Annotated in this window: 22 protein-coding genes; 9 read left to right on the top strand and 13 right to left on the bottom strand. The window is 63.0% G+C overall.

From position 1 onward, the window contains the following. Positions 1–96 precede the first annotated feature (96 nt). From IAE41_RS02155 to IAE41_RS02125, 7 genes are all read right to left on the bottom strand, one after another. Positions 97–966 carry a DMT family transporter gene (locus tag IAE41_RS02155; protein WP_200731898.1) on the bottom strand — a complete coding sequence of 290 codons (870 nt, stop codon included), beginning with the start codon at positions 964–966 and terminating at the stop codon, positions 97–99. Positions 967–1,016: 50 nt separating this feature from the next. Next, positions 1,017–2,081 carry a UDP-N-acetylmuramate dehydrogenase gene (murB, locus tag IAE41_RS02150; protein WP_200731894.1) on the bottom strand — a complete coding sequence of 355 codons (1,065 nt, stop codon included), beginning with the start codon at positions 2,079–2,081 and terminating at the stop codon, positions 1,017–1,019. A gap of 8 nt (positions 2,082–2,089) precedes the next feature. Then, complete coding sequence (locus IAE41_RS02145) at positions 2,090–3,145, bottom strand: quinone-dependent dihydroorotate dehydrogenase (RefSeq protein WP_200731893.1); 1,056 nt, start codon at positions 3,143–3,145, stop codon at positions 2,090–2,092. An 8-nt stretch (positions 3,146–3,153) separates the two neighbouring features. Next, positions 3,154–3,924, bottom strand: coding sequence for a class I SAM-dependent methyltransferase (locus IAE41_RS02140; protein ID WP_200731892.1), 771 nt, complete (start codon positions 3,922–3,924; stop codon positions 3,154–3,156). A 5-nt stretch (positions 3,925–3,929) separates the two neighbouring features. Then, on the bottom strand, positions 3,930–4,214 hold the full coding sequence (locus tag IAE41_RS02135; RefSeq protein WP_200731891.1) for a DUF4190 domain-containing protein: 285 nt from the start codon (positions 4,212–4,214) through the stop codon (positions 3,930–3,932). 188 nt (positions 4,215–4,402) lie between these two features. Continuing rightward, positions 4,403–5,188 carry an SDR family oxidoreductase gene (locus tag IAE41_RS02130; RefSeq protein WP_234458232.1) on the bottom strand — a complete coding sequence of 262 codons (786 nt, stop codon included), beginning with the start codon at positions 5,186–5,188 and terminating at the stop codon, positions 4,403–4,405. A 17-nt stretch (positions 5,189–5,205) separates the two neighbouring features. Next, positions 5,206–6,738 carry an aldehyde dehydrogenase family protein gene (locus tag IAE41_RS02125; RefSeq protein WP_200731889.1) on the bottom strand — a complete coding sequence of 511 codons (1,533 nt, stop codon included), beginning with the start codon at positions 6,736–6,738 and terminating at the stop codon, positions 5,206–5,208. A 382-nt stretch (positions 6,739–7,120) separates the two neighbouring features. Between IAE41_RS02125 and IAE41_RS02120 the strand changes: the two genes are divergently transcribed. Next, entirely contained in the window at positions 7,121–8,578 is a 1,458-nt protein-coding gene (locus tag IAE41_RS02120; protein ID WP_200731888.1) for an undecaprenyl-phosphate glucose phosphotransferase, read from the top strand. Positions 8,579–8,693: 115 nt separating this feature from the next. Then, positions 8,694–9,128, top strand: a complete 435-nt coding sequence (locus tag IAE41_RS02115; protein ID WP_200731887.1) for a low molecular weight protein-tyrosine-phosphatase — start codon at positions 8,694–8,696, stop codon at positions 9,126–9,128. Positions 9,129–9,194: 66 nt separating this feature from the next. Here IAE41_RS02115 and IAE41_RS02110 read toward each other — a convergent pair whose 3' ends face one another. The 6 genes from IAE41_RS02110 to IAE41_RS02085 all read right to left on the bottom strand — a co-directional run bounded on the left by IAE41_RS02110 (position 9,195) and on the right by IAE41_RS02085 (position 15,102). Continuing rightward, positions 9,195–11,390: a YjbH domain-containing protein gene (locus tag IAE41_RS02110; RefSeq protein ID WP_200731886.1), complete on the bottom strand. Its 2,196-nt coding sequence runs from the start codon at positions 11,388–11,390 to the stop codon at positions 9,195–9,197. After that, on the bottom strand, positions 11,390–12,142 hold the full coding sequence (locus IAE41_RS02105) for a capsule biosynthesis GfcC family protein (protein ID WP_108759374.1): 753 nt from the start codon (positions 12,140–12,142) through the stop codon (positions 11,390–11,392). Before IAE41_RS02105 ends, IAE41_RS02110 begins: the two co-directional genes overlap by 1 nt. Before the next feature lie 3 nt (positions 12,143–12,145). Further along, a complete protein-coding gene (locus IAE41_RS02100; RefSeq protein ID WP_234458231.1) occupies positions 12,146–12,817 on the bottom strand; it encodes a YjbF family lipoprotein in 672 nt (223 codons plus the stop codon). 10 nt (positions 12,818–12,827) lie between these two features. Next, positions 12,828–13,937 carry a polysaccharide biosynthesis/export family protein gene (locus tag IAE41_RS02095; protein ID WP_200731884.1) on the bottom strand — a complete coding sequence of 370 codons (1,110 nt, stop codon included), beginning with the start codon at positions 13,935–13,937 and terminating at the stop codon, positions 12,828–12,830. A gap of 80 nt (positions 13,938–14,017) precedes the next feature. After that, positions 14,018–14,380, bottom strand: coding sequence for a hypothetical protein (locus IAE41_RS02090; protein WP_108759371.1), 363 nt, complete (start codon positions 14,378–14,380; stop codon positions 14,018–14,020). An 83-nt stretch (positions 14,381–14,463) separates the two neighbouring features. Then, the gene (locus IAE41_RS02085; protein ID WP_200731883.1) at positions 14,464–15,102 is read right to left on the bottom strand and encodes a phosphatase PAP2 family protein; all 639 of its coding nucleotides are present in this window, start codon (positions 15,100–15,102) and stop codon (positions 14,464–14,466) included. A gap of 346 nt (positions 15,103–15,448) precedes the next feature. Here IAE41_RS02085 and IAE41_RS02080 point away from each other — a divergent pair, with 346 nt between their 5' ends. The 7 genes from IAE41_RS02080 (at position 15,449) to IAE41_RS02050 (ending at position 20,658) form a co-directional block, all read left to right on the top strand. Then, positions 15,449–15,931: a hypothetical protein gene (locus IAE41_RS02080; protein ID WP_200731882.1), complete on the top strand. Its 483-nt coding sequence runs from the start codon at positions 15,449–15,451 to the stop codon at positions 15,929–15,931. Positions 15,932–15,986: 55 nt separating this feature from the next. After that, complete coding sequence (locus tag IAE41_RS02075) at positions 15,987–16,400, top strand: hypothetical protein (RefSeq protein WP_200731881.1); 414 nt, start codon at positions 15,987–15,989, stop codon at positions 16,398–16,400. A 136-nt stretch (positions 16,401–16,536) separates the two neighbouring features. Further along, the gene (locus tag IAE41_RS02070; protein WP_200731880.1) at positions 16,537–17,028 is read left to right on the top strand and encodes a helix-turn-helix domain-containing protein; all 492 of its coding nucleotides are present in this window, start codon (positions 16,537–16,539) and stop codon (positions 17,026–17,028) included. 141 nt (positions 17,029–17,169) lie between these two features. Beyond that, complete coding sequence (locus tag IAE41_RS02065; protein WP_200731879.1) at positions 17,170–17,850, top strand: ankyrin repeat domain-containing protein; 681 nt, start codon at positions 17,170–17,172, stop codon at positions 17,848–17,850. Positions 17,851–18,444: 594 nt separating this feature from the next. Continuing rightward, positions 18,445–18,669 carry a hypothetical protein gene (locus tag IAE41_RS02060; RefSeq protein ID WP_032956336.1) on the top strand — a complete coding sequence of 75 codons (225 nt, stop codon included), beginning with the start codon at positions 18,445–18,447 and terminating at the stop codon, positions 18,667–18,669. Positions 18,670–18,727: 58 nt separating this feature from the next. Continuing rightward, positions 18,728–20,338 carry a DUF5906 domain-containing protein gene (locus tag IAE41_RS02055; RefSeq protein ID WP_200731878.1) on the top strand — a complete coding sequence of 537 codons (1,611 nt, stop codon included), beginning with the start codon at positions 18,728–18,730 and terminating at the stop codon, positions 20,336–20,338. Then, positions 20,335–20,658, top strand: a complete 324-nt coding sequence (locus tag IAE41_RS02050; protein ID WP_200731877.1) for a hypothetical protein — start codon at positions 20,335–20,337, stop codon at positions 20,656–20,658. Before IAE41_RS02055 ends, IAE41_RS02050 begins: the two co-directional genes overlap by 4 nt. Positions 20,659–20,766: the final 108 nt, after the last annotated feature.

Raw genomic sequence — 20,766 nt, 5'->3', positions numbered from 1 at the left:
ATTCATTCGATATCTGACAGATGTGCCGACCAACGGTCGGCACCCACCAACCGTCACCAGGGAACTGTCGGGGGCGCAGCCCTGCCCAGCAACCCCCTACTCAGCCGGCTTGGCCGCCGCCGTCGCTGCTACGCTCGCGGCCCGTCGTGCCAACACCGCCTCACGGTGCGCGATGTACGCATTCGCCGCCAGGATGATGCCCGCACCGATCAGCGTCCAACGATCCACGCTCTCATCGAACAGCAGCCACCCGCACAACGTCACCAGCGGCAGCTGCAGGAAGCTGATCGGGGTCAGGGCCGATACTTCGCCCAGGCGCAACGCGCGCGTCCACAGCAGCTGGCCGACCGTGCCCATCACGCCGGTCGACACCAGCCACACCCAGGCCAGCCCGCTGGGCCAGACCCAGACGAACATCGCCGGCACCAGCGACAACGGTACCCAGAACACGTAGGTGTACAGCACCACCGTGTCGGCGCTGTCCACGCGGGTCAGCTGCTTGATCTGGATGGCCACCAGCGAACTGAGCAGCGCCGCGGCCACCGCGATCAGGCTGCCCGCAGAGAATCCCGCAGTGCCCGGCCGGACGATCACCAGCACGCCGATGAAGCCCACCACGACGGCAGCCCAGCGGCGCACGCGCACGGTTTCGCCCAGCCACAGCACGGCGGCAATGGTGACGAACAACGGCGTGGAATAGGACAGCGACACCGCCTGCGCCAGTGGCAGGTGGCCGAGGGCCCAGAACGCGCACAGCATCGAGCCCAGGCCGATCGCGCTGCGCACGAAGTAGCGCGGCAGCTGCTGCGTCTTCAGCGGTGCGCGGCCCGGGCGCAGCAGCATCGGCAGCAGCGCCAGCAGGCCGAAGGCGTTGCGGAAGAACGCCACTTCCTGCGTCGGCACGTAACGGGTGGCGTAGCGGATGGCCACAGCCATCAGGCCGAAGGCCATCGTGCTGGCGAGCATCAGCAGCGCCGCCCGCGCCGGGGTGGCGAGCGGCGGCCGGGTGCTGGCGTTCACCACTGGGCGCCGAGCAGGCGCGGCTCCGGTTCGATCGGCACGCCGAACTTCTCAAGCACCGATGCGGAAATGCGCCGGGCCAGGGCCAGCAGCTCGGCGCCGCTGGCGTTGCCATGGTTGACCAGCACCAGGGCATGGCTGGGGGCCACGCCGGCGTCGCCGTCGCGGAAGCCCTTCCAGCCGCAGGATTCGATCATCCAGGCTGCCGAGACCTTGCGCTGGTCATCGCGCTCGGCCGGAAACACCGGCAGTTCGGGGAAGTGCTGCTGCAGCACCTCCACCTGTTCCAGTGGCAGCACCGGGTTCTTGAAGAAGCTGCCGGCATTGCCGAGCACGTCCGGGTCGGGCAGCTTGCGGCGGCGGATGGTGATGACCGCGTTGGCCACGTCCACCGCGCTGGGCAGCTCCACGCCCTGAGCCTGCAGTTCCTCGCGGATGCCGGCGTAATCCATGCGCAGGTCGTGCAGCAGCGGCAGCTTCAGTTCGATGGCGGTGATCAGGTAGCGGTCCGGCTGCTGCTTGAACACGCTGTCGCGGTAGGCAAAGTCGCATTGTTCGTTGTCCAGCCGCACCCAGGCCTGCTCCTGGCAGTCCCAGGCTTCCACGGTCTGGATGAACTCGCCCACCTGCGCGCCATAGGCGCCGATGTTCTGGATGGGCGCGGCACCGGCGGTGCCGGGGATCAGCGCGAGGTTTTCCAGGCCGGACAGGCCCTCCTGCAGGGACCACATCACCAGGCCATGCCAGGACACGCCCGCACCGGCGCGGATCACTGCGTGGTCGGCACGGTGTTCCAGGAAACTGATGTCGCGGTTGCCGAACACCAGCACCGTGCCCGGCAGGTCGTCGGCGATGAGCACGTTGCTGCCGCTGCCCAGCACCAGCAGCGGGCCAGTGGCGACACTGGGCAGGGCCAGCACGTCCGGCAGCAGGGTGGGGTCGTGCAGTTCCAGCAGCTGCGCCGCCTCGGCGCGCACGTGGAAGGTGTTCAACGCCTGCAGCGGGGCATTCGAGGTGAGGGTCCAGCGCAGCGGTGCGGCGGAGGTGTCGTGGCTGTCCATGGGCGCGCTCACAGCGGCGCCACCGCGCCACGGCTGGGCGCTTCGCGGCGGCGACGGATCGCTTCCACGCAATCGGACACCAGCGACGGGCCGCGATAGATCAGGCCGCTGTAGCACTGCACCAGGGCGGCGCCGGCAGCCATCTTGGCCACCGCGTCAGCGCCGGAGAGGATGCCGCCCACGCCCACCAGCGGCACCGATTCGGGCAGGCGCGCACGCAGGCGGCGCAGCACCAGCGTCGACTGGTCCAGCACCGGTGCGCCGGACAGACCGCCGGCTTCGCTGGCCAGCGGATCGCCGGCGATGCCGCTGCGATCGATGGTGGTGTTGGTGGCGATCACGCCGTCCACCTGCAGCTCACCCAGGACGCGCGCGGCGGCATCGATATCGCGCTCGCTCAGGTCCGGGGCCACCTTCACCAGCATCGGCACGCGGCGGCCGTGCTGCGCGGCCAGGTCTTCCTGGCGGTCGCGCAGCTGGCTGACCAGCAGGCGCAGCGCGGTTTCTTCCTGCAGTTCGCGCAGTCCAGCGGTGTTGGGCGAGGAGATGTTGACGGTGATGTAGTCCGCCAACGGGTACACCTTGTCCAGGCAGATGATGTAGTCATCGACTGCCTGCTCGTTGGGGGTGTCCTTGTTCTTGCCGATGTTGATGCCCAGCAGGCCGCGGCGGTTGCGCGCGCGCTCGACGTTGCGCACCAGCGCATCGACACCGGCATTGTTGAAACCCATGCGGTTGATGATGGCCTGGTGTGCCGGCAGCCGGAACAGGCGCGGCTTGGGATTGCCGTCCTGCGGGCGCGGGGTGATGGTGCCGATCTCGACGAAGCCGAAGCCCAGCGCGAACAGTGCATCGATGTGCTCGCCGTTCTTGTCCAGGCCGGCGGCCAGGCCGACCGGATTGGGGAAGGTCAGCCCGAACACGGTGCTCGGCATCGGCGCGATGCGTGCGGCCAGCAGCGGCGTGGTGCCGGTGCGGTAGGCCAGGTCCAGTGCGGACAGGCCGAGGCCGTGGGCGCGCTCGGCGTCGAGCGAGAACAGGAAGGGGCGGGCAAGCGAATACATGCGTCGGTTCAGTCCAGCGTGCCGAGGAAGGCTCGGGTTCGATATTCAAAGGCGACCTGTCCATCCACCGCATGGGCGTTGAACAGGTCCTGCAGCGCAGCCAGCATCGGCGCATGGCGCGGGTGTCCCGGCTGCGGTGCGTAGGAAGAAGACAGCAGGCGTCCGCGCAGGGCGTCGAAGTCCAGATGCTGCACATTGGGCAGCTCGATCATCCCGCGCAGGCCGGGGCCGAACCAGGCCTGCATGGTGGCATCGTCCTGGTAGCGCTCGGCCACAGCGGTGTAATCGGTGCCGTAATCCAGCAGCAGCTGCTCGTAGCCGATGAGGAACGGGCTGGCATCGAGCAGGCGCGAGTTCCAGTAGACCAGCGCCATGCCACCGGGGCGCAGGATGCGCTGCCATTCGGCGCGCACGGCCACGGTGTCGAACCAGTGGAAGGCCTGCGCGGCACTGACCAGGTCGACGCTGGCGTCGGCCAGCCCGGTCGCTTCGGCGCGGCCATCGACGGCGCGGAACTGCGGGTACTGCGGCGCCAGCCACTGTTCGGCTGCGGCGCGCATGGCGGCATTGGGTTCCACCGCGAGCAGAGGATGGCGCGCGGCCAGGAAGGCACGACTGGAAATGCCGGTACCGGCGCCGATGTCGGCAACCCGGGCAGAGGCGGGCACCGCCATCGGGCCGTGCAGCCAGTCCATCAGCGCAGCCGGGTAATCCGGGCGGTAGCGCACATAGTCGGCGACCCGGCTGCTGAAGCGTTCAGTGCTGTCTGACGCGCTCATGGCCGTCAGTTCGACATCGCGGCCAGCCAGGCCAGGCCGCCGAAGAACAGGACGATGACCAGCAGGCCCAGGCCCAGCATGATCACGTTCAACCAGCCCAGGATCAGGCCGGTGAGGGCCAGACCGTCGCCTTCCAGCTCGGTGGGGCGGCGGCGGATCTCGCCGCGCGCCATGTGCCCGGTGATGATGGCGACGAGGCTGCCCACGAAGGGCAGCACGGTCCAGCTGGCGATGCCCAGCACCAGGCTGAGGACGGCCAGGGCACTTGTCTGTCGGGGTGCCACGCTCATGGGGGTCCTCCTTGGCAGTGCGCACATGATAGTGCCTGCGGGCCGCCAAGCCCATGGGCAGCAGCGCGGCGCCGGTCAATGCTCGAGACCAGGCCGCCAGCATCGAGTAGAGCCGAGCCCATGCTCGGCTGGCCTTGCTGCTTTCCATTGCCGCAAAAGCAGCCGAGCATGGGCTCGGCTCTACAGACTCAGCCCATCAGCACCTGGCCACCATCCACGTTGAGCACATGCCCGGTGATCCAGCGCGCCAGCGGCGAACACAGGAACAGCGCGGCATCGGCGATCTCGCGCGGGTGTCCGAAGCGGCCGAACGGGATCCGGGCCAGGGTCGCGTGGTACAGATCGGGATCTTCCACGCGGCGACGGTCCCACAGGCCGTCGGCAAACTCGATCGAACCCGGCGCGATGGCGTTGACCCGGATGCGGTCCGCTGCCAGGGCCAGCGCCTGCGACGTGGTGTAGTGGGAGAGCGCGGCCTTGGCCGCCGCATAGGGGGCACCGCCGGGGCGGGGCTGCTGGGCGGCGATCGAGGACAGGTTGAGAATGCAGGCATCCGCCGAAGCCCGCAGCCAGGGCAGCGCGAGGCGCGAGGCACGCACGGCGGCCATCAGGTCGATCTGCAGGCTTGCCGCCCAGCCATCTTCGTCATCGGCCATGCCGTAGCCGGTGGCGTTGTTGACCAGCACGTCGATGCCGCCGAGTGCGTCGGCGGAGGCCTGCAGCCAGCCGCCGATCTGGCCGGTGTCGGCCAGGTCGGTGGTGAACACGTGCAGGGGCGTGCCGTGTGCCTGGGCATCGGCCTGCAATGCCTGCAGCCCGGGCAGGCCGCGGGCGCAGACCGACACCGCTGCACCGGCGCCGGCAAATGCCAGCGCCAGTTCACGGCCGATTCCCTTGCTGCCGCCGGCGATGAGCACGCGGCGGCCGCTGAAGTCGAGGGTCGGAGCCCCTGCGGGGATCCGACCTATAGCCATGTCCGGCATGTTCGCCATTACAGGTCGAACTTGATGCCCTGGGCCAGCGGCAGCGAGTCCGAATAGTTGATGGTGTTGGTCTGGCGGCGCATGTAGACCTTCCATGCATCCGAACCCGACTCGCGACCACCGCCGGTGTCCTTCTCGCCACCGAAGGCGCCACCGATCTCCGCACCGGACGTGCCGATGTTGATGTTGGCGATGCCGCAGTCGCTGCCGGCAGCCGAGAGGAACTTCTCGGCGGTCTTCAGGTTCTGGGTGAAGATCGAGGACGACAGGCCCTGCGGCACGCCGTTCTGCATGTCGATGGCCTCATCGATGCTGTCGTACGGCATGACATACAGGATCGGCGCGAAGGTTTCGTGCTGGACCACCGCGTCGCTGTTCTTCAGGCCCGACACGATGGCCGGCAGCACGAAGTTGCCGGCACGATCGATGCGGGTGCCACCGGTTTCGATCGTGCCGCCGGCGGCCTTGGCCTGGGCGATGGCATCGAGGAACTGCTGCACGGCGCCGTCGCTGTTCAGCGGGCCCATCAGGTTGGCGGCATCGGTCGGGTCGCCGATCTTGCCTTCCACCTGCTTGTAGGCCTTGACCAGGGTGGCCAGCACGTCGGCGTAGATGGAGCGGTGCACGATCAGGCGGCGGGTGGTGGTGCAGCGCTGGCCGGCGGTGCCGACGGCGCCGAACACGATGCCCGGCACGGCCAGCTTCAGGTCGGCGGTCTCGTCCAGGATGATGGCGTTGTTGCCGCCCAGTTCCAGCAGGCAGCGGCCCAGGCGGCGGGCGACCTTCTCATTGACCGTGCGGCCGACCTGGGTCGAGCCGGTGAAGCTGATCAGCGGCACGCGACGGTCGTCCACCAGCTTCTCCGACAGGGCGGTGCCGGCGTCGTTGACCAGGAAGAAGATGTCCGGGAAGCCAGCTTCGCGCAGCGCGTCGTTGCAGATGCGCATGGAGGCGATGGCGGTCAGCGGGGTCTTGTTGGACGGCTTCCAGATGCAGATGTCGCCGCAGATGGCGGCCAGGAAGGCATTCCAGCTCCACACCGCGACCGGGAAGTTGAAGGCCGAGATGATGCCGACCAGGCCCAGCGGGTGGTACTGCTCGTACATGCGGTGGCCGGGGCGCTCCGAATGCATGGTGTAGCCGTACAGCATGCGGCTCTGGCCCACGGCGAAATCGGCGATGTCGATCATCTCCTGCACTTCGCCGTCGCCTTCGGGCTTGCTCTTGCCCATTTCCAGGGCAACCAGCGAACCCAGGGCGTCCTTGTTCTTGCGCAGCGCTTCGCCGCACAGGCGCACGGCTTCGCCGCGGCGCGGGGCCGGGGTGGTGCGCCAGGTCTTGTAGGCCTCCTGCGCACGGGTGATGACCGTCTCGTACTCGGCCTCGGTGGTGGCGCGGACCTGCGCGATCGGCTCGCCGGTGGTCGGGTTGACCGGGGTGATCAGCTCACCGCCGGTGGCGCTGGACCATTCCCCGTTGCCCAGGTAGGTGCCAGCGTTGATCGCGTCCAGACCAAGGGACTTGAGCAGCTCGGAAGACATGCAGACTCCTGTGTTTCGTTACGTAGTTGGTGCCGCCGCGGGCAGGTGGGGGACGCGGCGGACTGAGCCGGCGATGGTAGCAGAGGGATGTGGCCGGGCTTGGTGCAGTGCGGGGTGGTGACGCCAAAGGCTTGACGGGCCTGCGTCACGATTTCAGAACGGGTCTGGCGAGGCGAAAGTGATAGAAATCAGTGCCCTATGTCTCGCTTACTTTGCGGATCGCGTCAAATGATTGCCAGATGGCGGCTATCTTTTGTGACGGAGTTCGGACACAATCGGGACGAAGTCAATCAAACCGCAATCAAATGTGTGCACCGGCTGGGGAGATCGGTGCTGCTGGGGATCATGTCCGGATCCGCGGAATCGTCTGAGGAGATGTTTTGTGCTACATGGATCCGTAGAAGGCCTTTCCAGCCACCCCAGCCGGGCGCGCCGCCGCGTAGAGGCCCGCGCTGCACTTGAACTGGCATTGCGCCTGGGGGACCTTGCGGTCGTCCCGCTCACCGCCGTTCTCTCTCATCTCATGTTTTATGGTTCGGCCGTGCCGGGCCCATCCCAGCGTGTCGTATTCGGCGCGCTGCTGCTGAGTGCGATGGTCTGTTTCATGATCGCGCCCGTGTACCGCAACTGGCGCGCGCGCGGCCTGATCACCGATCTGTGGGTGCTGTTCCTGGCCTGGTCCGCGTCCTTCGCGCTGTTCTCGGTCTATGCGGTGCTTGTCGACATGGCAGGTTCCGTGCCTACGCGCTGGCTGCTCGGCTGGTTCGGTGCGGGACTGATGCTGATGATCGGCACGCGCGTGGCGCTGCGGGTGCAGTTGCATCGACTGCGTTCGCGCGGCCTGGATCGCGAGCGCGTGCTGCTGGTCGGCCTGCGCTCTTCCGGGCTGAAACTGCACCGCCTGCTGCGCGGCAAGCCTGAGCTGGGCAAGGAAGTGATCGGCTACTTCTCCGCCCAGGGCGATCTGGCGGTACGTCGCGGTGGCGACGCGCCCCGCTGCCTGGGTGCGCTGGGTGACCTGCCGCGCTACATGGACCAGCATCGCGGTGAATTCGACCAGTTGTGGGTGTCGATGACCCCGGGCGACGCCGGTGACATGAAGGCGATGCTGAAGCAGATCGAGCGCTTCCCGGTGCCGGTGCGGCTCATTCCTGACACCACCGGCTGGGGCACGCTGAATCCGGGCGTGCACCAGGTCGGCAACGTGCCGATGATCGGTGTGCGCCAGGGGCTGTCGGACCACAATTTCCGCTTGGCCAAGCGCGTTGAGGACATCCTTGTCGCCGGGCTGGCAGTGATTGCACTGGCGCCGGTGTTTGCGGTGCTGGCGATCGGTGTGAAGCTGAGCTCGCCTGGCCCGGTGCTGTTCCGCCAGCGCCGCCATGGCCTGGGAGGCAAGGAGTTCTCGATGCTGAAGTTCCGCTCGATGCGGGTTCATGCGGAAGGTTCCTCGGACAAGATCACCCAGGCCACCCGCAACGATCCGCGTGTCACCCGCTTTGGCGCCTTCCTGCGCCGCAGCAGCCTGGATGAGCTGCCGCAGTTCTTCAACGTGCTGGGTGGCAGCATGTCGGTGGTGGGGCCGCGGCCGCACGCCGTGCAGCACAACAACCATTACGAGCGGCTGATCGACCGTTACATGCACCGCCACTACGTGAAGCCGGGCATCACCGGCTGGGCGCAGGTGCACGGGCTGCGCGGGGAGACCCCCGAACTGCGCTCGATGAAGAAGCGCGTGCAGTACGACATCGATTACATCCGCCGCTGGAGTCCGACCCTGGATGTGCGCATCATTGTGATGACGGCCTTCAAGGTACTGGGCCAGAAATCGGCATACTAGGCACCGAGGCTGTCGCCGGCGATGTGCCGGCCGTGCCCGCGTGGAAGCGCCCGGTCTGCAGCAGCGGCCGGGTGCTGCGTTTCATGTACTGAAGAGCAGATGGAAGCCGTTGTCCGTGTTCAAGAATATTCTGGTTGTGTGTGTCGGCAACATCTGCCGTAGTCCGTCGGCTGAAGTGATGCTGCGTGAGGCAGTGCAGGGCAAGGGCATCACGGTGTCCTCGGCCGGCCTGGGGGCCCTGGTCAACCATGGCGTGGATGCGATCGCGCAGGCGCTGTTGACCGAGCATGGCCTGGATGGCAGCAGCCATCGTGCGCGGCAGATCGACCGCAGCATCCTGGGGGCCTCGGATCTGGTGCTGGTGATGGAGCGCAAGCACGTCCATCGCATCATCGAGATCGCGCCGGAGGCGTCGGGCAAGACCTTCCTGCTGGGCAAGTGGCAGTCCGACCGCGAGATTCCCGATCCGTATCGCCAGCAACGGGCGGCATTCGAACACGTCTACACGCTGATGGATGAAGGCGTGAAGAGCTGGGTCCGCTACCTTTGAGTGCCCGCGCCTGCTGAAGGCGCGCTGCAGGCAGAAAGCCGGGAGCCGTCAGGCCCCCGGCTTTTTTCATTCGCCGACGTTGCGCAGGTTGTCGTAGAAGAAGCGCTCGTCGCGGTCACCGGTCATGCCGTACAGGCCGTACTTGCGGCCGAGCATGGCGCCACCGTCGCGGATCAGCGGGTTCCAGTTGAAGGCTGCACGGCCGCGCGTGGAGCGTGGCAGGAAGCCGTCGAGCGGAATGCTGAAGTAAATGCCCTTGTCGAAGCTGCCTTCGCCGAAGTCGCGTGCCGAGACATTGGTCTTGGTCGCATAGGCGCCCATGGTCACGCCGTTGTCGAACACGCGGGCCAGGTCCAGCGTGGCGCCCTTGTCGCCGGCCAGGTACTGGCCGACCGACAGCGAGCCGATGACGCGCTGCTGGGCGTCGAACGCATAGTAGAACGTGGCATGGCCGGTGGTGATGCGATAGTCGCGCAGGCCAAAGTGCTGGTCGTAGTCGCGCTGCTGCACCCGGTTGAGGTTGGCGCCCACCGCCCAGCGCTCGCCACTGGGGCGATACAGCAGTTCGCCGCCGACGCCGGCATACATCCACTCCAGGTAACCGGCGTAGGCAATGCCATACAGGTCCGGCGCCAGTCGCCCGGCGATATTGGCCTGCAGGTTGGGCAGCATCACGTCGGAGGTGGTCAGGTACTGGCGGATATCGGTGCGCACGCGCGGCAGGCGGCTGGGCGCGTTGTACTTGAACTTGTGGTAGTTGTTGGTGATATCGGCGCTGACGGTGCCGGTCAGCCAGATGTTGTCGCGCAGGAACAGGCTGCCGGTGTAGTTGGCTGCGACCTGGTACAGGATGAAGCCATCGGGGCCGCCCAGGTTCTGCCGGTAGCCGACGTTGAAACCGCCGCCGAAGGGGCTGCGCTTGGGCTTGTACAGCGTCTCCCGCGCGCGCGCGTCGGGCGCCTGCAGTTCCGTGCTCCGGCGCAGGACGTCTTCGCTGACCGTGCCATCGAGGTAGCCGGCGAACGCTTCGCGGTTGATCGACAGATCTGCGATCGGCATGCCCACGCGGGTGGTGCGCAGGGTGAACCAGTCGTAGTCATCGCCGGTCGCATTGGCAAGGATTCGCGTGGCGCGCCCCAGGCCCTTGGAGGCATGCAGGTAGCGGGTCTGGTACCCGTCGATGTACAGCTCGTCGCCGCGGCGCGAAATACGCTCGACACGGAAGCCGGCATTGCGCTGCAGTTCGGCGGTGACCGCGGCCCAGTCGGTGCTGGTGGCGGGTGCGTCGCCGGCACCGGAGGCGTCGCTGCTGGCGACGGCTGCGCGCTGCTCGGCGACGGCGGTCGCGGGCAGCAGTCGCTGCGGCGGCGGGTCGAACGGCTTCGGTGCTGCAGGCGTGTTGCCCGGGTTGCCGCGCAGGGTGAGCGAGAACATCGCCGCGTCACCGCGCTCCCAAGCGGCGGTCAGCTCGACATTCCGGTTCGGGACATAGACCAGGCCGACGTTGATGGGCGTGCGCTGGCGCAGGTTGTTGCCGCGCGGTTCGCGGCGATAGTCGTTGCCGTCGTACTCGACCTTCAGTAGCAGCTCGTCCATCGGCGTCTGGTAGGTAATACCACCGAAAATGCCGACCGGGCCCTTGAACATGTTGCTGAGGCCGAATTTGCCTGCGTTCGTAATGTCGCTGTTGGCGATTGGACGGCGATCCTTGAAGCGATCAGAAATTGCACCAAGCGGGTTGGAGAAGTCCCCTCGATTGCCGAGGTAGCCTGTAGCGAAACCGAGCGATGCGTCGATAGGGCCAAAGTTCTTGTTGGCGACGATGTATTCGCTGGAGAAGAAGCCGGTACCGCCTAGGTCTCGGACGCCGAAGGCGACTTCCGGTAGCAAGCGCGACTCCTGCCACAACCGCAGCTTGAAATCGATGGACTTGTCCTTGTAGTGCTGATCCCCGGCGACACTTGGGCCGTACAGCAGGTTGTTGACGTTGATGTAGCGGAAGGAGGTCTCCAGCCAGGGGAACGGCTGCAGCGTCAGGTTGTAGCGCGCGTACGGAGCGCTGTAGGACGCAGTGAAGCTCAGGTCGCCATCATCAGCCATCCGTGCGGTCGGGGTCTGCAGCAGGCCGATGCCGCCCCATTCACTGGCAGTGGGCGGCGGGGCTTCCTGGGCATGCAGTGCGCAGGACAGTGACAGGGCAAGCGCGCTCAGCGCGAAACGGGCGGGGCGCGCCAGGCGCGCGCGCGTACAGGGCTGGGTCATCACGGGCTGACAGGCTGGGTGGCGATGAACGCGGCGAAGTCGCTGTTGAACAGCGGATCGAGGCGCTTGAGGAGCGGGGCGCGCAGCGGCACGAACAGCGTGCCGCCGGCAGCAATGGCCTGCGGATCGGCGCGATTCCACAGGGCGATGCCCAGCTGCTGGACCCGCCCGTCGGGCTGGATCACGAAGATGTCATTGCGGTCGGCGAGGGCGCTGGGCCGGCAGTCACGCAGGTAGTCGCGTGCATCACGCTGCGGGACGTGGGGCAGGACGCAGGCTTGCCCGACCGCGCCCATCACGGTGATCGTGCGCGGTTGCTGCGGGAAGCGCAGCGTATCGCCGTTGGCGAGCACCGGATTGTTCGCGGGCTGGACCTGGATCAGGCGCGCGGAACTGGCGATGGGCATGCGCCCGGTGGCCGGATGTGCGTCGAGCCACGCCTGCAACGTCTGCGCCAAGGCCGAAAGCTGTGTGTCGCTGGCCTCTGCCAGCTGCCCGGCACCGTACTGCAGGCCAGCGCGAAGACGCACCTGGTCTTCCATGGCCTGCGGGCGCTCGAAGCTGGTGCCCAGCAGGTAGGCGTCAGCGCTTGGGCGGGCCAGCAGCAGGGCGTCGGCGAGGCGCGCGTTGGCCGGCAGCTCACGCGTGCCGGCCGCCGCGGCCGCGCCTTCGATTCGCACCTCGGTTGCCTGGGCGGCGCTGGCTGCAAACAACGCGGCGATGATCACCGGGCCGGAAAGTCGAAACGTCATGGCTCAGTCCTTGGCCGGGCGATAGGGTTTGAGCTGGGTCAGCTCCGCGACACGGCCGGGCGCCAGATGCTGGCGGCTCTTCCAGATGAAGCCGGTGGCCGGATCGGCCCAGTAGACGTTGCGGCCGTGCATGCCGCCCTGCAGTTGTTCGTCGTAACGCTGCAGGGTGCGGCGCGTGCCGAGGATGTTCACTTCCTCCAGTGCGCCACGGCTCAGGGTGCCGGTCACGGCCACGTCGACCTGGTACGCAGGAACCCAGTCATAGCGGCGCTGCACCTTCACCGGCGTGGTCACGCTGCGCAGGTCGTCGAACGGCGAGGGGCCGTCGATGCGCGCGCGCCACTGCTGCCCCAGCCCGCTGCCTCCCAGCAGCAGGCCGTGGCGGTCCAGCTCGAACACGGCATGCGCGCCGGCATACCACTGCTGGCGGCCACCATCGACGTAGCCCAGCACGGCGACGGCCACGATGTCAGGTGTGTCCACCTGCAGCTGCGGGAAGCGGTTGCTGGCCACGCCCTCGGCGGTGGCCTGGGCTGGGCGATGGGTGATCAGCCGGAAGGTTTCTGCCGTGGACCGGCTGCCGGTGGTGCAGCCGGTGAACAGCAGGGCGGCGACGACGGCGGGAAGCAGCGCGGCAAGCGCGCGGTGTGCCGGCCGCTGGCGGGCCGCGTCCATGCGCGCCATATCAGTTGTCCCTGACTTCGGTTCCGGTACGCGCTGCGTTGTACAGGATGCTGGTGAACGGCAGCAGCTGGTTCACGAAGCGGTTCCAGCGGCTGACGCCGGCGGCGCCGACGAACACCACGTCGCCCGGCTGCAGGTGGAACTGGCTGCCGGCGGCGAATGCGGTGGGCGAGCGCGCCTCCAGCTGGTAGACCATCGACGGCTCCTGCAGCAGGTCGGTGCTGCCGCGGATGACGTACACGGCATTGCCGTTGGCGGTCTGCTGAAGGAGGCCGCGTGCACGGCCCAATGCCTGGTTCAGCGAGACATCGCCGGTGCGGAAGCTGTACGCGCCCGGCAGGTTCACCTCGCCCACCACGAAGATCTCCTTGCGATCCAGGTAGGGTACGAAGATGGAGTCGCCATCCTTGAGGAACAGCTGGCGGCCGCCGAACTGGCGGGCCAGGGATTCCAGATTGATGGTGTAGGTGGTGCCATCACGGCTGAGCTGGATGCCCGACAGGTCGGCTTGGGCACTGTTCAGTCCGGCCTGGCTGATGGCGTCGGCCAGGGTCAGCGGCGAGGTGCCCAGTGCGATGGGCGAGGAGCGCTCGGCAGCGCCGGTCACCCAGACGCGCTGGCTGCCGTAGGTCAGGACGGACACGTCCACCTGCGGCGATTCCACGTACTGGGCCAGGCGGCGGCTGATCTCTTCGCGGATTTCCACCGGCGTCTTGCCCGAAGCTGTGACCTTGCCGATGTAGGGGTAGAACATCGCGCCGTCACTCTGTACCAAACGGCCCGCCAAGGTGCCTTGCTGCTGCGGGCCGGCGGGAACGGTCAGTTCCGGGTGATCCCAGACGGTGACATAGAGAATGTCGCCCACCCCGACCTTGTAAGGGCCAGGCTCATGGTCGAACAGCGCGTTCGGCAGCGATTTCTGCCCCCGCGCGGCATTCTCCTGGGCGATCAGCTTCGGAGTGATGGTGACGATTTCCAGCTGCCCGTCACCGCTGTGGCGGTCAACGGCAACGTCGCCGCGGCGCAGGTGCTGGCCCGGTGCAAGCGCGCAGCCGGAAAGTGCCAGTGCGGTGAGTGCAGCGGCAAGAAGACGATGGGTGGTGTTGTTCATGGGAATGGGATTCTGGCAGGCATAAAAAACCCCCGCCGGGTCGCGCCCGGCGAGGGCCTGTGTGGTACGCAGTGCGCCGATCAGCCGCCGGTGCCGCCCGTACCACCCGTGCCACCGGTACCGCCGGTGCCACCCGTGCCGCCGGTGCCGGGGCCGCCCGGGCCCGGGCCACCCGGATCGGTGCCGCCGCCGCCATCGTTGCTGCCGCTGGTGCTGTCGCCACCAACGCTGTAAGCCACGGCAGCCGCAGCAACCGCAATCACGGTGGTACCAACCACTGCAGCGGTCGAGACGCCCGCAGCTTCTGCGCCGGCGACTTCAGCGGCGGCTGCTTCCGAGGAGGTTTCTGCGCCGGTGGTAGCCTGCGCTTCCTGCGCGAAACTCATCATCGGGGAGGCGGAAAAGGCCGCCAGTGCCACAACTGCGATCGTCTTCTTGAACATGGGGAGGCCTGCTCCGTCAGGGAAAATTCCACCTGTATGTTCGGTGGATGAACGTTGGCTGTCAAGGTTTGCTGTACGCCATCTCATAAATGGCGTTTGATGGGCGCCGCATAACTGCGCAGGTCGTCACGTTCCAGCGCCCGCTCGCGCCCGGACAGCGCCTTCGCCGTGGCCTCCACCATGTCATGTGTGTGCAGGTCAGCCATCAGTATCGGCACGGTCACGCCAGCGACAATGGCCAGCAACGCGGCGTGGATGCGCGCGGCGACCGCGCTCGCCGGCACCCGAATGCCACGCAGCACGCAGGCGGATGCGGTCATGCCCAGGCCGAGTCCGATGATGATCTCCGACAGCGAATGCGCCCCAAGCGGAACTCTGGACCACGCGATCGCCAGAGCGAGCACGGCGCCGGCGATTGCCCAGGCCCATGGCTGCCGACTGCGGCCGCTGGCGAGCAGCCAGCAGACCACCGGATAAAGCGTGCTGGACATCGCGGCATGACCGGAAATGCCGGTGAAATCCCATGACTTCACGCCCAGGCCCCACCCCATGAAGGCGATCTTGCTGGCCAGTGTGACGCTGGCGACCACGGCGATGGCCGCTGCCCATCGCCACAGCAGGGGGCGAAAAGTGGCGGGCAGAAACAGCGCCAGGATCACGGCAAGCGGGAGCAGGGCGCGGCTGTCGCCGAGGGCCGACAGGCTCTCCCAGAGAGTCATCATGTGGCGGAGGTCGGATGGTGGTGGGGTGGGGGCGGACAGAATAGCGACGTTGGCACCCGTGTCGACGGTACGTGGCTTGGTCCATTCAGCCAGACGCGGTATCCTTGCCAGCTGCCAATGGCCCCGTAGCTCAGCTGGATAGAGCGTCCCCCTCCTAAGGTCAACTCTTTTGTGGGGTGGGGTACGGGGGGGGTTCCGAATTGTCATATATTTCAGCGGCTTGCGTGTTTCATGTCCGCTTGGCTGTCAGTGTCACCGCACCAAAAAACACCCGCAGACACCCGCGAACACCCCATTTTTGCCCCAGTCGTTTGCCCCAGTCTGGCTCCGCTGCTACTGTCTGGACATGAGCGAAAAAGCACTGGAACACCTGCGACGTGACTGGCCCAAACGGTATGCCTTGAACCCGGAAGAGGTGGCTGTCGTGCTCGGTCGCGACTCCAGTTCGCGCGGTGTGTTGCAGAAGATCCGTGAAGGCATGCAACGCGGTCGTTACCCAGGGGCGCGCAAGATTGACGGGCACTGGCAACTTCCTTTGGAAGATCTGGCCGAAATTCTCGACCCAACACCTGAAACCGTGATGGTGCCGGTGGTCGCCAAAGCCGGTCGCCGGCGCTCACAGGTGGGGCCACGCATCCGCTTCATCGTCAATGCGCGCTTCTTGGCTGATGTCTTCGACGCCATCGGTGACACGGAGGGCGCACAGGCTCTTAGGGGTGCTGCGTGGGCTGCGCGCGAGGGGTTACGCCAAGAGGACTACGCCCGTCGCGCCGAGCGATCTAGGGCGGATTTGCTCGATGCGCTCGCCGGTCAGGCTTTGCGCAGATGATCACGACCCGACACATTTGGGGGCGTGAGCGGAACGGCGTAGAAGAGGAAGAGTAATGAGCGATGGAATGTTGTTCGTTGATGCACGAGCTGAAATACGAAAAGCACGCATCCATTCGGTAGAAGAATTGAGAGTCTTGTACCGCGATGTGCGCGACTTCAAAAGGTTGATCGAAGACGCAAAGCGCATGGATCAACGCACCGCTGAAACCACCTACACCCAATTTGCACACAGGCGCTTCCAAGAATTGCGGCGTTTGTTTCATCCAATCAATGAGCGCTTGGCGGCTCTTGACAGTGATGACATTCGTCGAAGCCGGAATTGGATCTTAGAAAACTTTTCAAACTCCCTCACTGTTCAACGTAAAAGCAGTTTGATGGGGAAGATGGGGGCAACGATTGCAAGTCTTGGTTGCATCTTGGATGAAATCAAGGAAATCGGTGTTGATATCCAGATCAAGGACGTATAGCTGATGTATTTCGTGAGCATCATGCGGTATGACGACGAGCAACGTTCGATGTGCAAGAGGGAACCGAATGCGTTGGATGATTTGCGCACGACCTTAGGCCAGCGGCACGAACTGTTGCGTCACATTGGAGGCGGCGATGGCGAAGGTTGACGAACAGCAGCGGCAAGCGCTCGCCCAAGCGCCTGGGGATCTGCATCTAAGTGCTGCACAAGCTGCAGTGTTGATGCAGATCAGTACGAAGACGTTGCAGCGCTTGCGCAATCAAGGCTTGCCGCCCCCCACCATTGGGGAACGCCCTGCACGCACCGATGAGAGATGGTCCACCACGCCTGTGCGCTACAGAAAGAGCGACGTGGACGCGTGGCTCCAACACCCCGTAATGCCCAGTGTGCATTTCCATGCGTTCCAGGTGGCGAACGGGATCATCGTGGCCCACGCCAACCAACTGGACGACAACACGGTCGTGGACGGCATCTATGACTTGATCACCGAGTTGGAGTGGGGAAGCACGGAATTGATGATTGAAGCGCAACAGTTGTTGTTGGATGAGCAGCAGCAACAACGCGATGTGGTTCAAGAACGTATTGCCGCGCACGAACGGAACGTCCTGATACAAGCATTGAAATAATGCTGCGTTAAGTCCCAGTCCCTAGTTGTCCTTTGCAGTCCTTTGCAGCCCCCAAATTGGGGGCTTTTTTTATGTGGAGAAATCCTTTCGCTGTTGTCAACATTTCCCTGTCGCCCCAGCGGGCAAATGAGGAGATAGGAAATGGAAAACTACAACAAGCGCGGCAAGTCGGTCCTGGCGCTGGCCGTTAAGAAAGGCAAATTGGATGTACTTGAAAAAAGGTTGAAGCTTGGCGTTGATCCAAATTCAAACGTTTTTAAAGATGGTGATCGCCGTAGTCTTGTGGAGCTGGCCTTTAAGTTCTATCAAATGCAGTCTTTGGACCTTTTGGTTCGATATGGAGCAAACGCAAATATTATTTTTTCTTGTGGTTACACAATGGTCCACTATTGCACCCGCTGCTATGAGTGGCAGCTTGAGGATATTCTCAAAATGGGTGTGGATCCTAACACGTGCGCATCGATGAGTGATGGGGATCGCCCAGGTCACGCCGCTTTGCACATGGCAGTGAGGCAGCGGGATATTAAGACAATGAAGTTGTTGATTTCGTATGGGGCTGATATCAACTTGCATTGTGACTATCGAGGCTTTACGCCGTTGCACGCTGCATTCTTGTTCCCCGATAGCGAAACAATCAACTTTCTTTTGGATAATGGGGCGGATTTGCATGCGCTGGATGACTACGGATACATGCCGGAACAGATTGCGGACTCCTATTGCACAAATGAGGCACGGAAAATAATGGATGAGCGAATGGCGCGGAAAATCATGGAGCAGGTTGCAGAGAAAGGTGCTGAAAACGCAAAGGCGCGGCGGATGTAAGGGTGAAATTGTCGTTTGACGTTTAATTGAAATCAATGATTGATTAAAAAGTGCAATGCAAATTATTGAATGAGTAGGGTGGCTCGTAATACACCCTACTCACTTCAAAGCATTGCGGCAGTAGCTTCTTGAGGGGTGAGTAGGTGAGTAGGGTGGAAATTTGAAAATTTTTATGAAAAATGCGCAAAGGTGATCCAAAAAGAAATTTTATATATAACTTTTAAAGGTTTTACCCTACTCACCCTACTCAATATGTCTGAAATGCTTATGTGCCAAAGGTTTTGAGTGAGTAGGGTGGTTCATTTTCACCCTACTCAAGACCCTACTCAAGACCCTACTCACGCAATAATTTGTATTGCGTATTATTTATGGAAAATTGGCTCAAGCCATTGTGCTGCAAGGGTTTGAGGGGGATTTTGATGTGTGCGTGAAAAACATTGAAATTGCATTGTGAAATGAATGGTATTTCCAGATGCATGGTGATGGAAAAGCATTGCGCTGCAAGGGTTTTGAAATTTGCAATACAAAATATGCTTGACAAGATAAAAAAATAAATTAGAACAAGTTGGTGTTTACTTAAATGTGGAGGTTCTTATGGGTGACGTTTTGCAATTCAAGATCATCAAAAAAAGAAAGCCGTATCGTCGCCGCGCACGGCCTCAGAAAGTCAATCGAACATTTCGCTTTGACCAAGAGAAGTTGGCGCTGTTGGAAGATGTCGCGCAACGCAGTGGATTGACCGTTTCAGAGTACATCCGCGAACTCACAGACTTGGCTGTCCAGGACGGTTGGTTGTTCCAGTCGGTCAAGAAGGCATAAAAAAACCGCGCGGCGGCAACCGTGCGGTTTCAGAGAGGTAAAACTATAGGAGAAAAATATGTCTGCAATTAACGTATCAAATAACTCTGGTGTGTCAACACCATCACCCACGGTCGCGAAAAAAACTAAGCCAAAAGCAGGACAGCCGAAGATCAAAAAAATCAACAGCGCGAATATTGTGACCTCCCACACACCCGCATGGAACTGGGTCAACTACATCAACAGTGGAGCGTGTGGGGACTGGGCAATGGCCAATGGTATTGCCTATAAGTGGAATGGTGTTTTCTGGGACACGGTGTCGCTGTCCGAGGGCACGGCAATGGCATCACAATTCCTGTTCAATCATATGCCGGACAAAGCCACCAATGCTGCGTCCATGGATTGTTTCAAATTCTCAGTGAACTCCCTTGAGCCACTTCCTGAGCGGAATGGATCCACGTTTGTTATTGCTACAAAGAATGGCTATCTGCATGTTGACAATGAAGGTTTGGTCACAGTTCTTCCAGCGGACAAAAAACTTGGGTTGACGTTTGGCGTCAACGCCACCGTGAGCACTGCGTACAACAAGCGCCACACACCTCAATCGGTCCCCGCCAACTCGATGTTTGGACGGTTTCTGGCCAGCGCATTGCCGGACTTGGACATCCGCGCTCTGGTGCAAGAGCAGTGTGCACTGACGCTGATCCCCGGCCCTCATCAATTGGTGTGGTGGTGGGTCGGAACGGGCGGCAACGGCAAGGGAGTGATGTCGTCTATTATTCGTGGCTTCCATCACCGCACGGCACAAATCTGGCTGGATAAGTGCGGTGAACCACAGATGCTTGCAAACTGCGTGAACTCCAGTTTGATCTTCACCCCAGAAGTCAAAAAGGGTGCGCGCGGCATTGATCAGGAGGCGTTCAAAGCCCTCAGCGGTGGAGATTTGTTGACCGCTAAGTTTTTGTACCGCGACATGGTGGAGTTCGTAAACACATCGTGCCACATTGTCAGTTCCAACGACGAACCCATGATCACCGACGCAACAGACGGCATGTACCGTCGCTTGTGCGTGGTCAAGTGGAACCAACGCCACGGTACGTACCAGGCCATTCAAAATCTTGCTGAGCGCATTCTCAAGGAAGAAGCTCACATCGTCCTGGACTGGTTGCTGGAAGGCGTCAGCCGCATTGTGAAGCGCGGCGGCTTCCTCCCCGAGAGCGAATGGCCGGAAGCCTCCAAGACGTTCAAACAGTCTATTCGCAACAAGAATGATTGTGTTGGGGCGTGGCGTGAGGATGTCGGTATTGTACCCGACGCCAACACTTTGACTCCCAAGTCTGAGGTGTACAACTCGTACGTCAAATTCTGCGAGGGTGATGGCCGTTATGTGCTTAATGCGCCGCAGTTCTGGACGCGCTTTTGGGCCATGCCAGGGTTTGAGCGGCCGCAGTCTCCTCGCGGCGATACGCGGCGTATTGAGGGTGTCCAGGTCAATTGCGTTCGGGCACGCATTCCCGTGCAGCCAAGCTACGAATTGCCCACTGGCGAAGTTCTTACGCTGTCCATCCCAAACGATTGGGCACAAACAGCGAAAGACGTTGTGGAGGGTGAGCCATCCCCCGCTGCACCCGCCGTTCTGCAAATGAGCGATAAAGATTTTATGGACGACGAATGGAGGTTCTTGCAATGACAAATACAAACAAAGACATCGAAGAGGCATTCTGTGCTGCTTTTCACCAAATGTACGAAGATCCTCAACAGTTGCAGGAGAGGGCGCGTTGGGTGGCGCAAGGCTTTACACACTTGGACAAGATGCCCTCTCATATGTTGCACGAATGGAACGTGATGATTGGGGCCAAGAATGAATTGTTGTTAGGTCATGGGAAAATTAGAGAAGATCTTGATGAGCAGTTGCATGCGCACGTGCAATCAATGGCCCTGCATGGTCACTGTCTGCGTCTGTTGGATGTTATGACCAACGTGCACCGGAGGAATGAGAAGGACCGATAACTAAAATATGCAGCATGCAGAAATGGCCGCCTTCGGGCGGCTTTTTTGTGCCTGATGTCTTTATGGAGCGCTGAATTACGAAATGGCGAAAGCTTGACTTTCAAATTT

Source organism: Stenotrophomonas sp. S39 (assembly GCF_016624665.1).
Classification (GTDB): domain Bacteria; phylum Pseudomonadota; class Gammaproteobacteria; order Xanthomonadales; family Xanthomonadaceae; genus Stenotrophomonas.
The sequence above is the reverse complement of the archived record's forward strand: the minus strand, read 5'-3'. Positions and strand labels throughout refer to the sequence as shown.

Excerpts from the sequence above, each read along its gene's own strand:
- IAE41_RS02155 (WP_200731898.1), bottom strand. The coding sequence starts at position 966 with ATGCTCGCCAGCACGATGGCCTTCGGCCTGATGGCTGTGGCCATCCGC.
- murB (WP_200731894.1), bottom strand. The coding sequence starts at position 2,081 with ATGGACAGCCACGACACCTCCGCCGCACCGCTGCGCTGGACCCTCACC.
- IAE41_RS02145 (WP_200731893.1), bottom strand. The coding sequence starts at position 3,145 with ATGTATTCGCTTGCCCGCCCCTTCCTGTTCTCGCTCGACGCCGAGCGC.
- IAE41_RS02140 (WP_200731892.1), bottom strand. The coding sequence starts at position 3,924 with ATGAGCGCGTCAGACAGCACTGAACGCTTCAGCAGCCGGGTCGCCGAC.
- IAE41_RS02135 (WP_200731891.1), bottom strand. The coding sequence starts at position 4,214 with ATGAGCGTGGCACCCCGACAGACAAGTGCCCTGGCCGTCCTCAGCCTG.
- IAE41_RS02130 (WP_234458232.1), bottom strand. The coding sequence starts at position 5,188 with ATGGCTATAGGTCGGATCCCCGCAGGGGCTCCGACCCTCGACTTCAGC.
- IAE41_RS02125 (WP_200731889.1), bottom strand. The coding sequence starts at position 6,738 with ATGTCTTCCGAGCTGCTCAAGTCCCTTGGTCTGGACGCGATCAACGCT.
- IAE41_RS02110 (WP_200731886.1), bottom strand. The coding sequence starts at position 11,390 with ATGACCCAGCCCTGTACGCGCGCGCGCCTGGCGCGCCCCGCCCGTTTC.
- IAE41_RS02105 (WP_108759374.1), bottom strand. The coding sequence starts at position 12,142 with ATGACGTTTCGACTTTCCGGCCCGGTGATCATCGCCGCGTTGTTTGCA.
- IAE41_RS02100 (WP_234458231.1), bottom strand. The coding sequence starts at position 12,817 with ATGGACGCGGCCCGCCAGCGGCCGGCACACCGCGCGCTTGCCGCGCTG.
- IAE41_RS02095 (WP_200731884.1), bottom strand. The coding sequence starts at position 13,937 with ATGAACAACACCACCCATCGTCTTCTTGCCGCTGCACTCACCGCACTG.
- IAE41_RS02090 (WP_108759371.1), bottom strand. The coding sequence starts at position 14,380 with ATGTTCAAGAAGACGATCGCAGTTGTGGCACTGGCGGCCTTTTCCGCC.
- IAE41_RS02085 (WP_200731883.1), bottom strand. The coding sequence starts at position 15,102 with ATGATGACTCTCTGGGAGAGCCTGTCGGCCCTCGGCGACAGCCGCGCC.
- IAE41_RS02080 (WP_200731882.1), top strand. The coding sequence starts at position 15,449 with ATGAGCGAAAAAGCACTGGAACACCTGCGACGTGACTGGCCCAAACGG.
- IAE41_RS02075 (WP_200731881.1), top strand. The coding sequence starts at position 15,987 with ATGAGCGATGGAATGTTGTTCGTTGATGCACGAGCTGAAATACGAAAA.
- IAE41_RS02070 (WP_200731880.1), top strand. The coding sequence starts at position 16,537 with ATGGCGAAGGTTGACGAACAGCAGCGGCAAGCGCTCGCCCAAGCGCCT.
- IAE41_RS02065 (WP_200731879.1), top strand. The coding sequence starts at position 17,170 with ATGGAAAACTACAACAAGCGCGGCAAGTCGGTCCTGGCGCTGGCCGTT.
- IAE41_RS02060 (WP_032956336.1), top strand. The coding sequence starts at position 18,445 with ATGGGTGACGTTTTGCAATTCAAGATCATCAAAAAAAGAAAGCCGTAT.
- IAE41_RS02055 (WP_200731878.1), top strand. The coding sequence starts at position 18,728 with ATGTCTGCAATTAACGTATCAAATAACTCTGGTGTGTCAACACCATCA.
- IAE41_RS02050 (WP_200731877.1), top strand. The coding sequence starts at position 20,335 with ATGACAAATACAAACAAAGACATCGAAGAGGCATTCTGTGCTGCTTTT.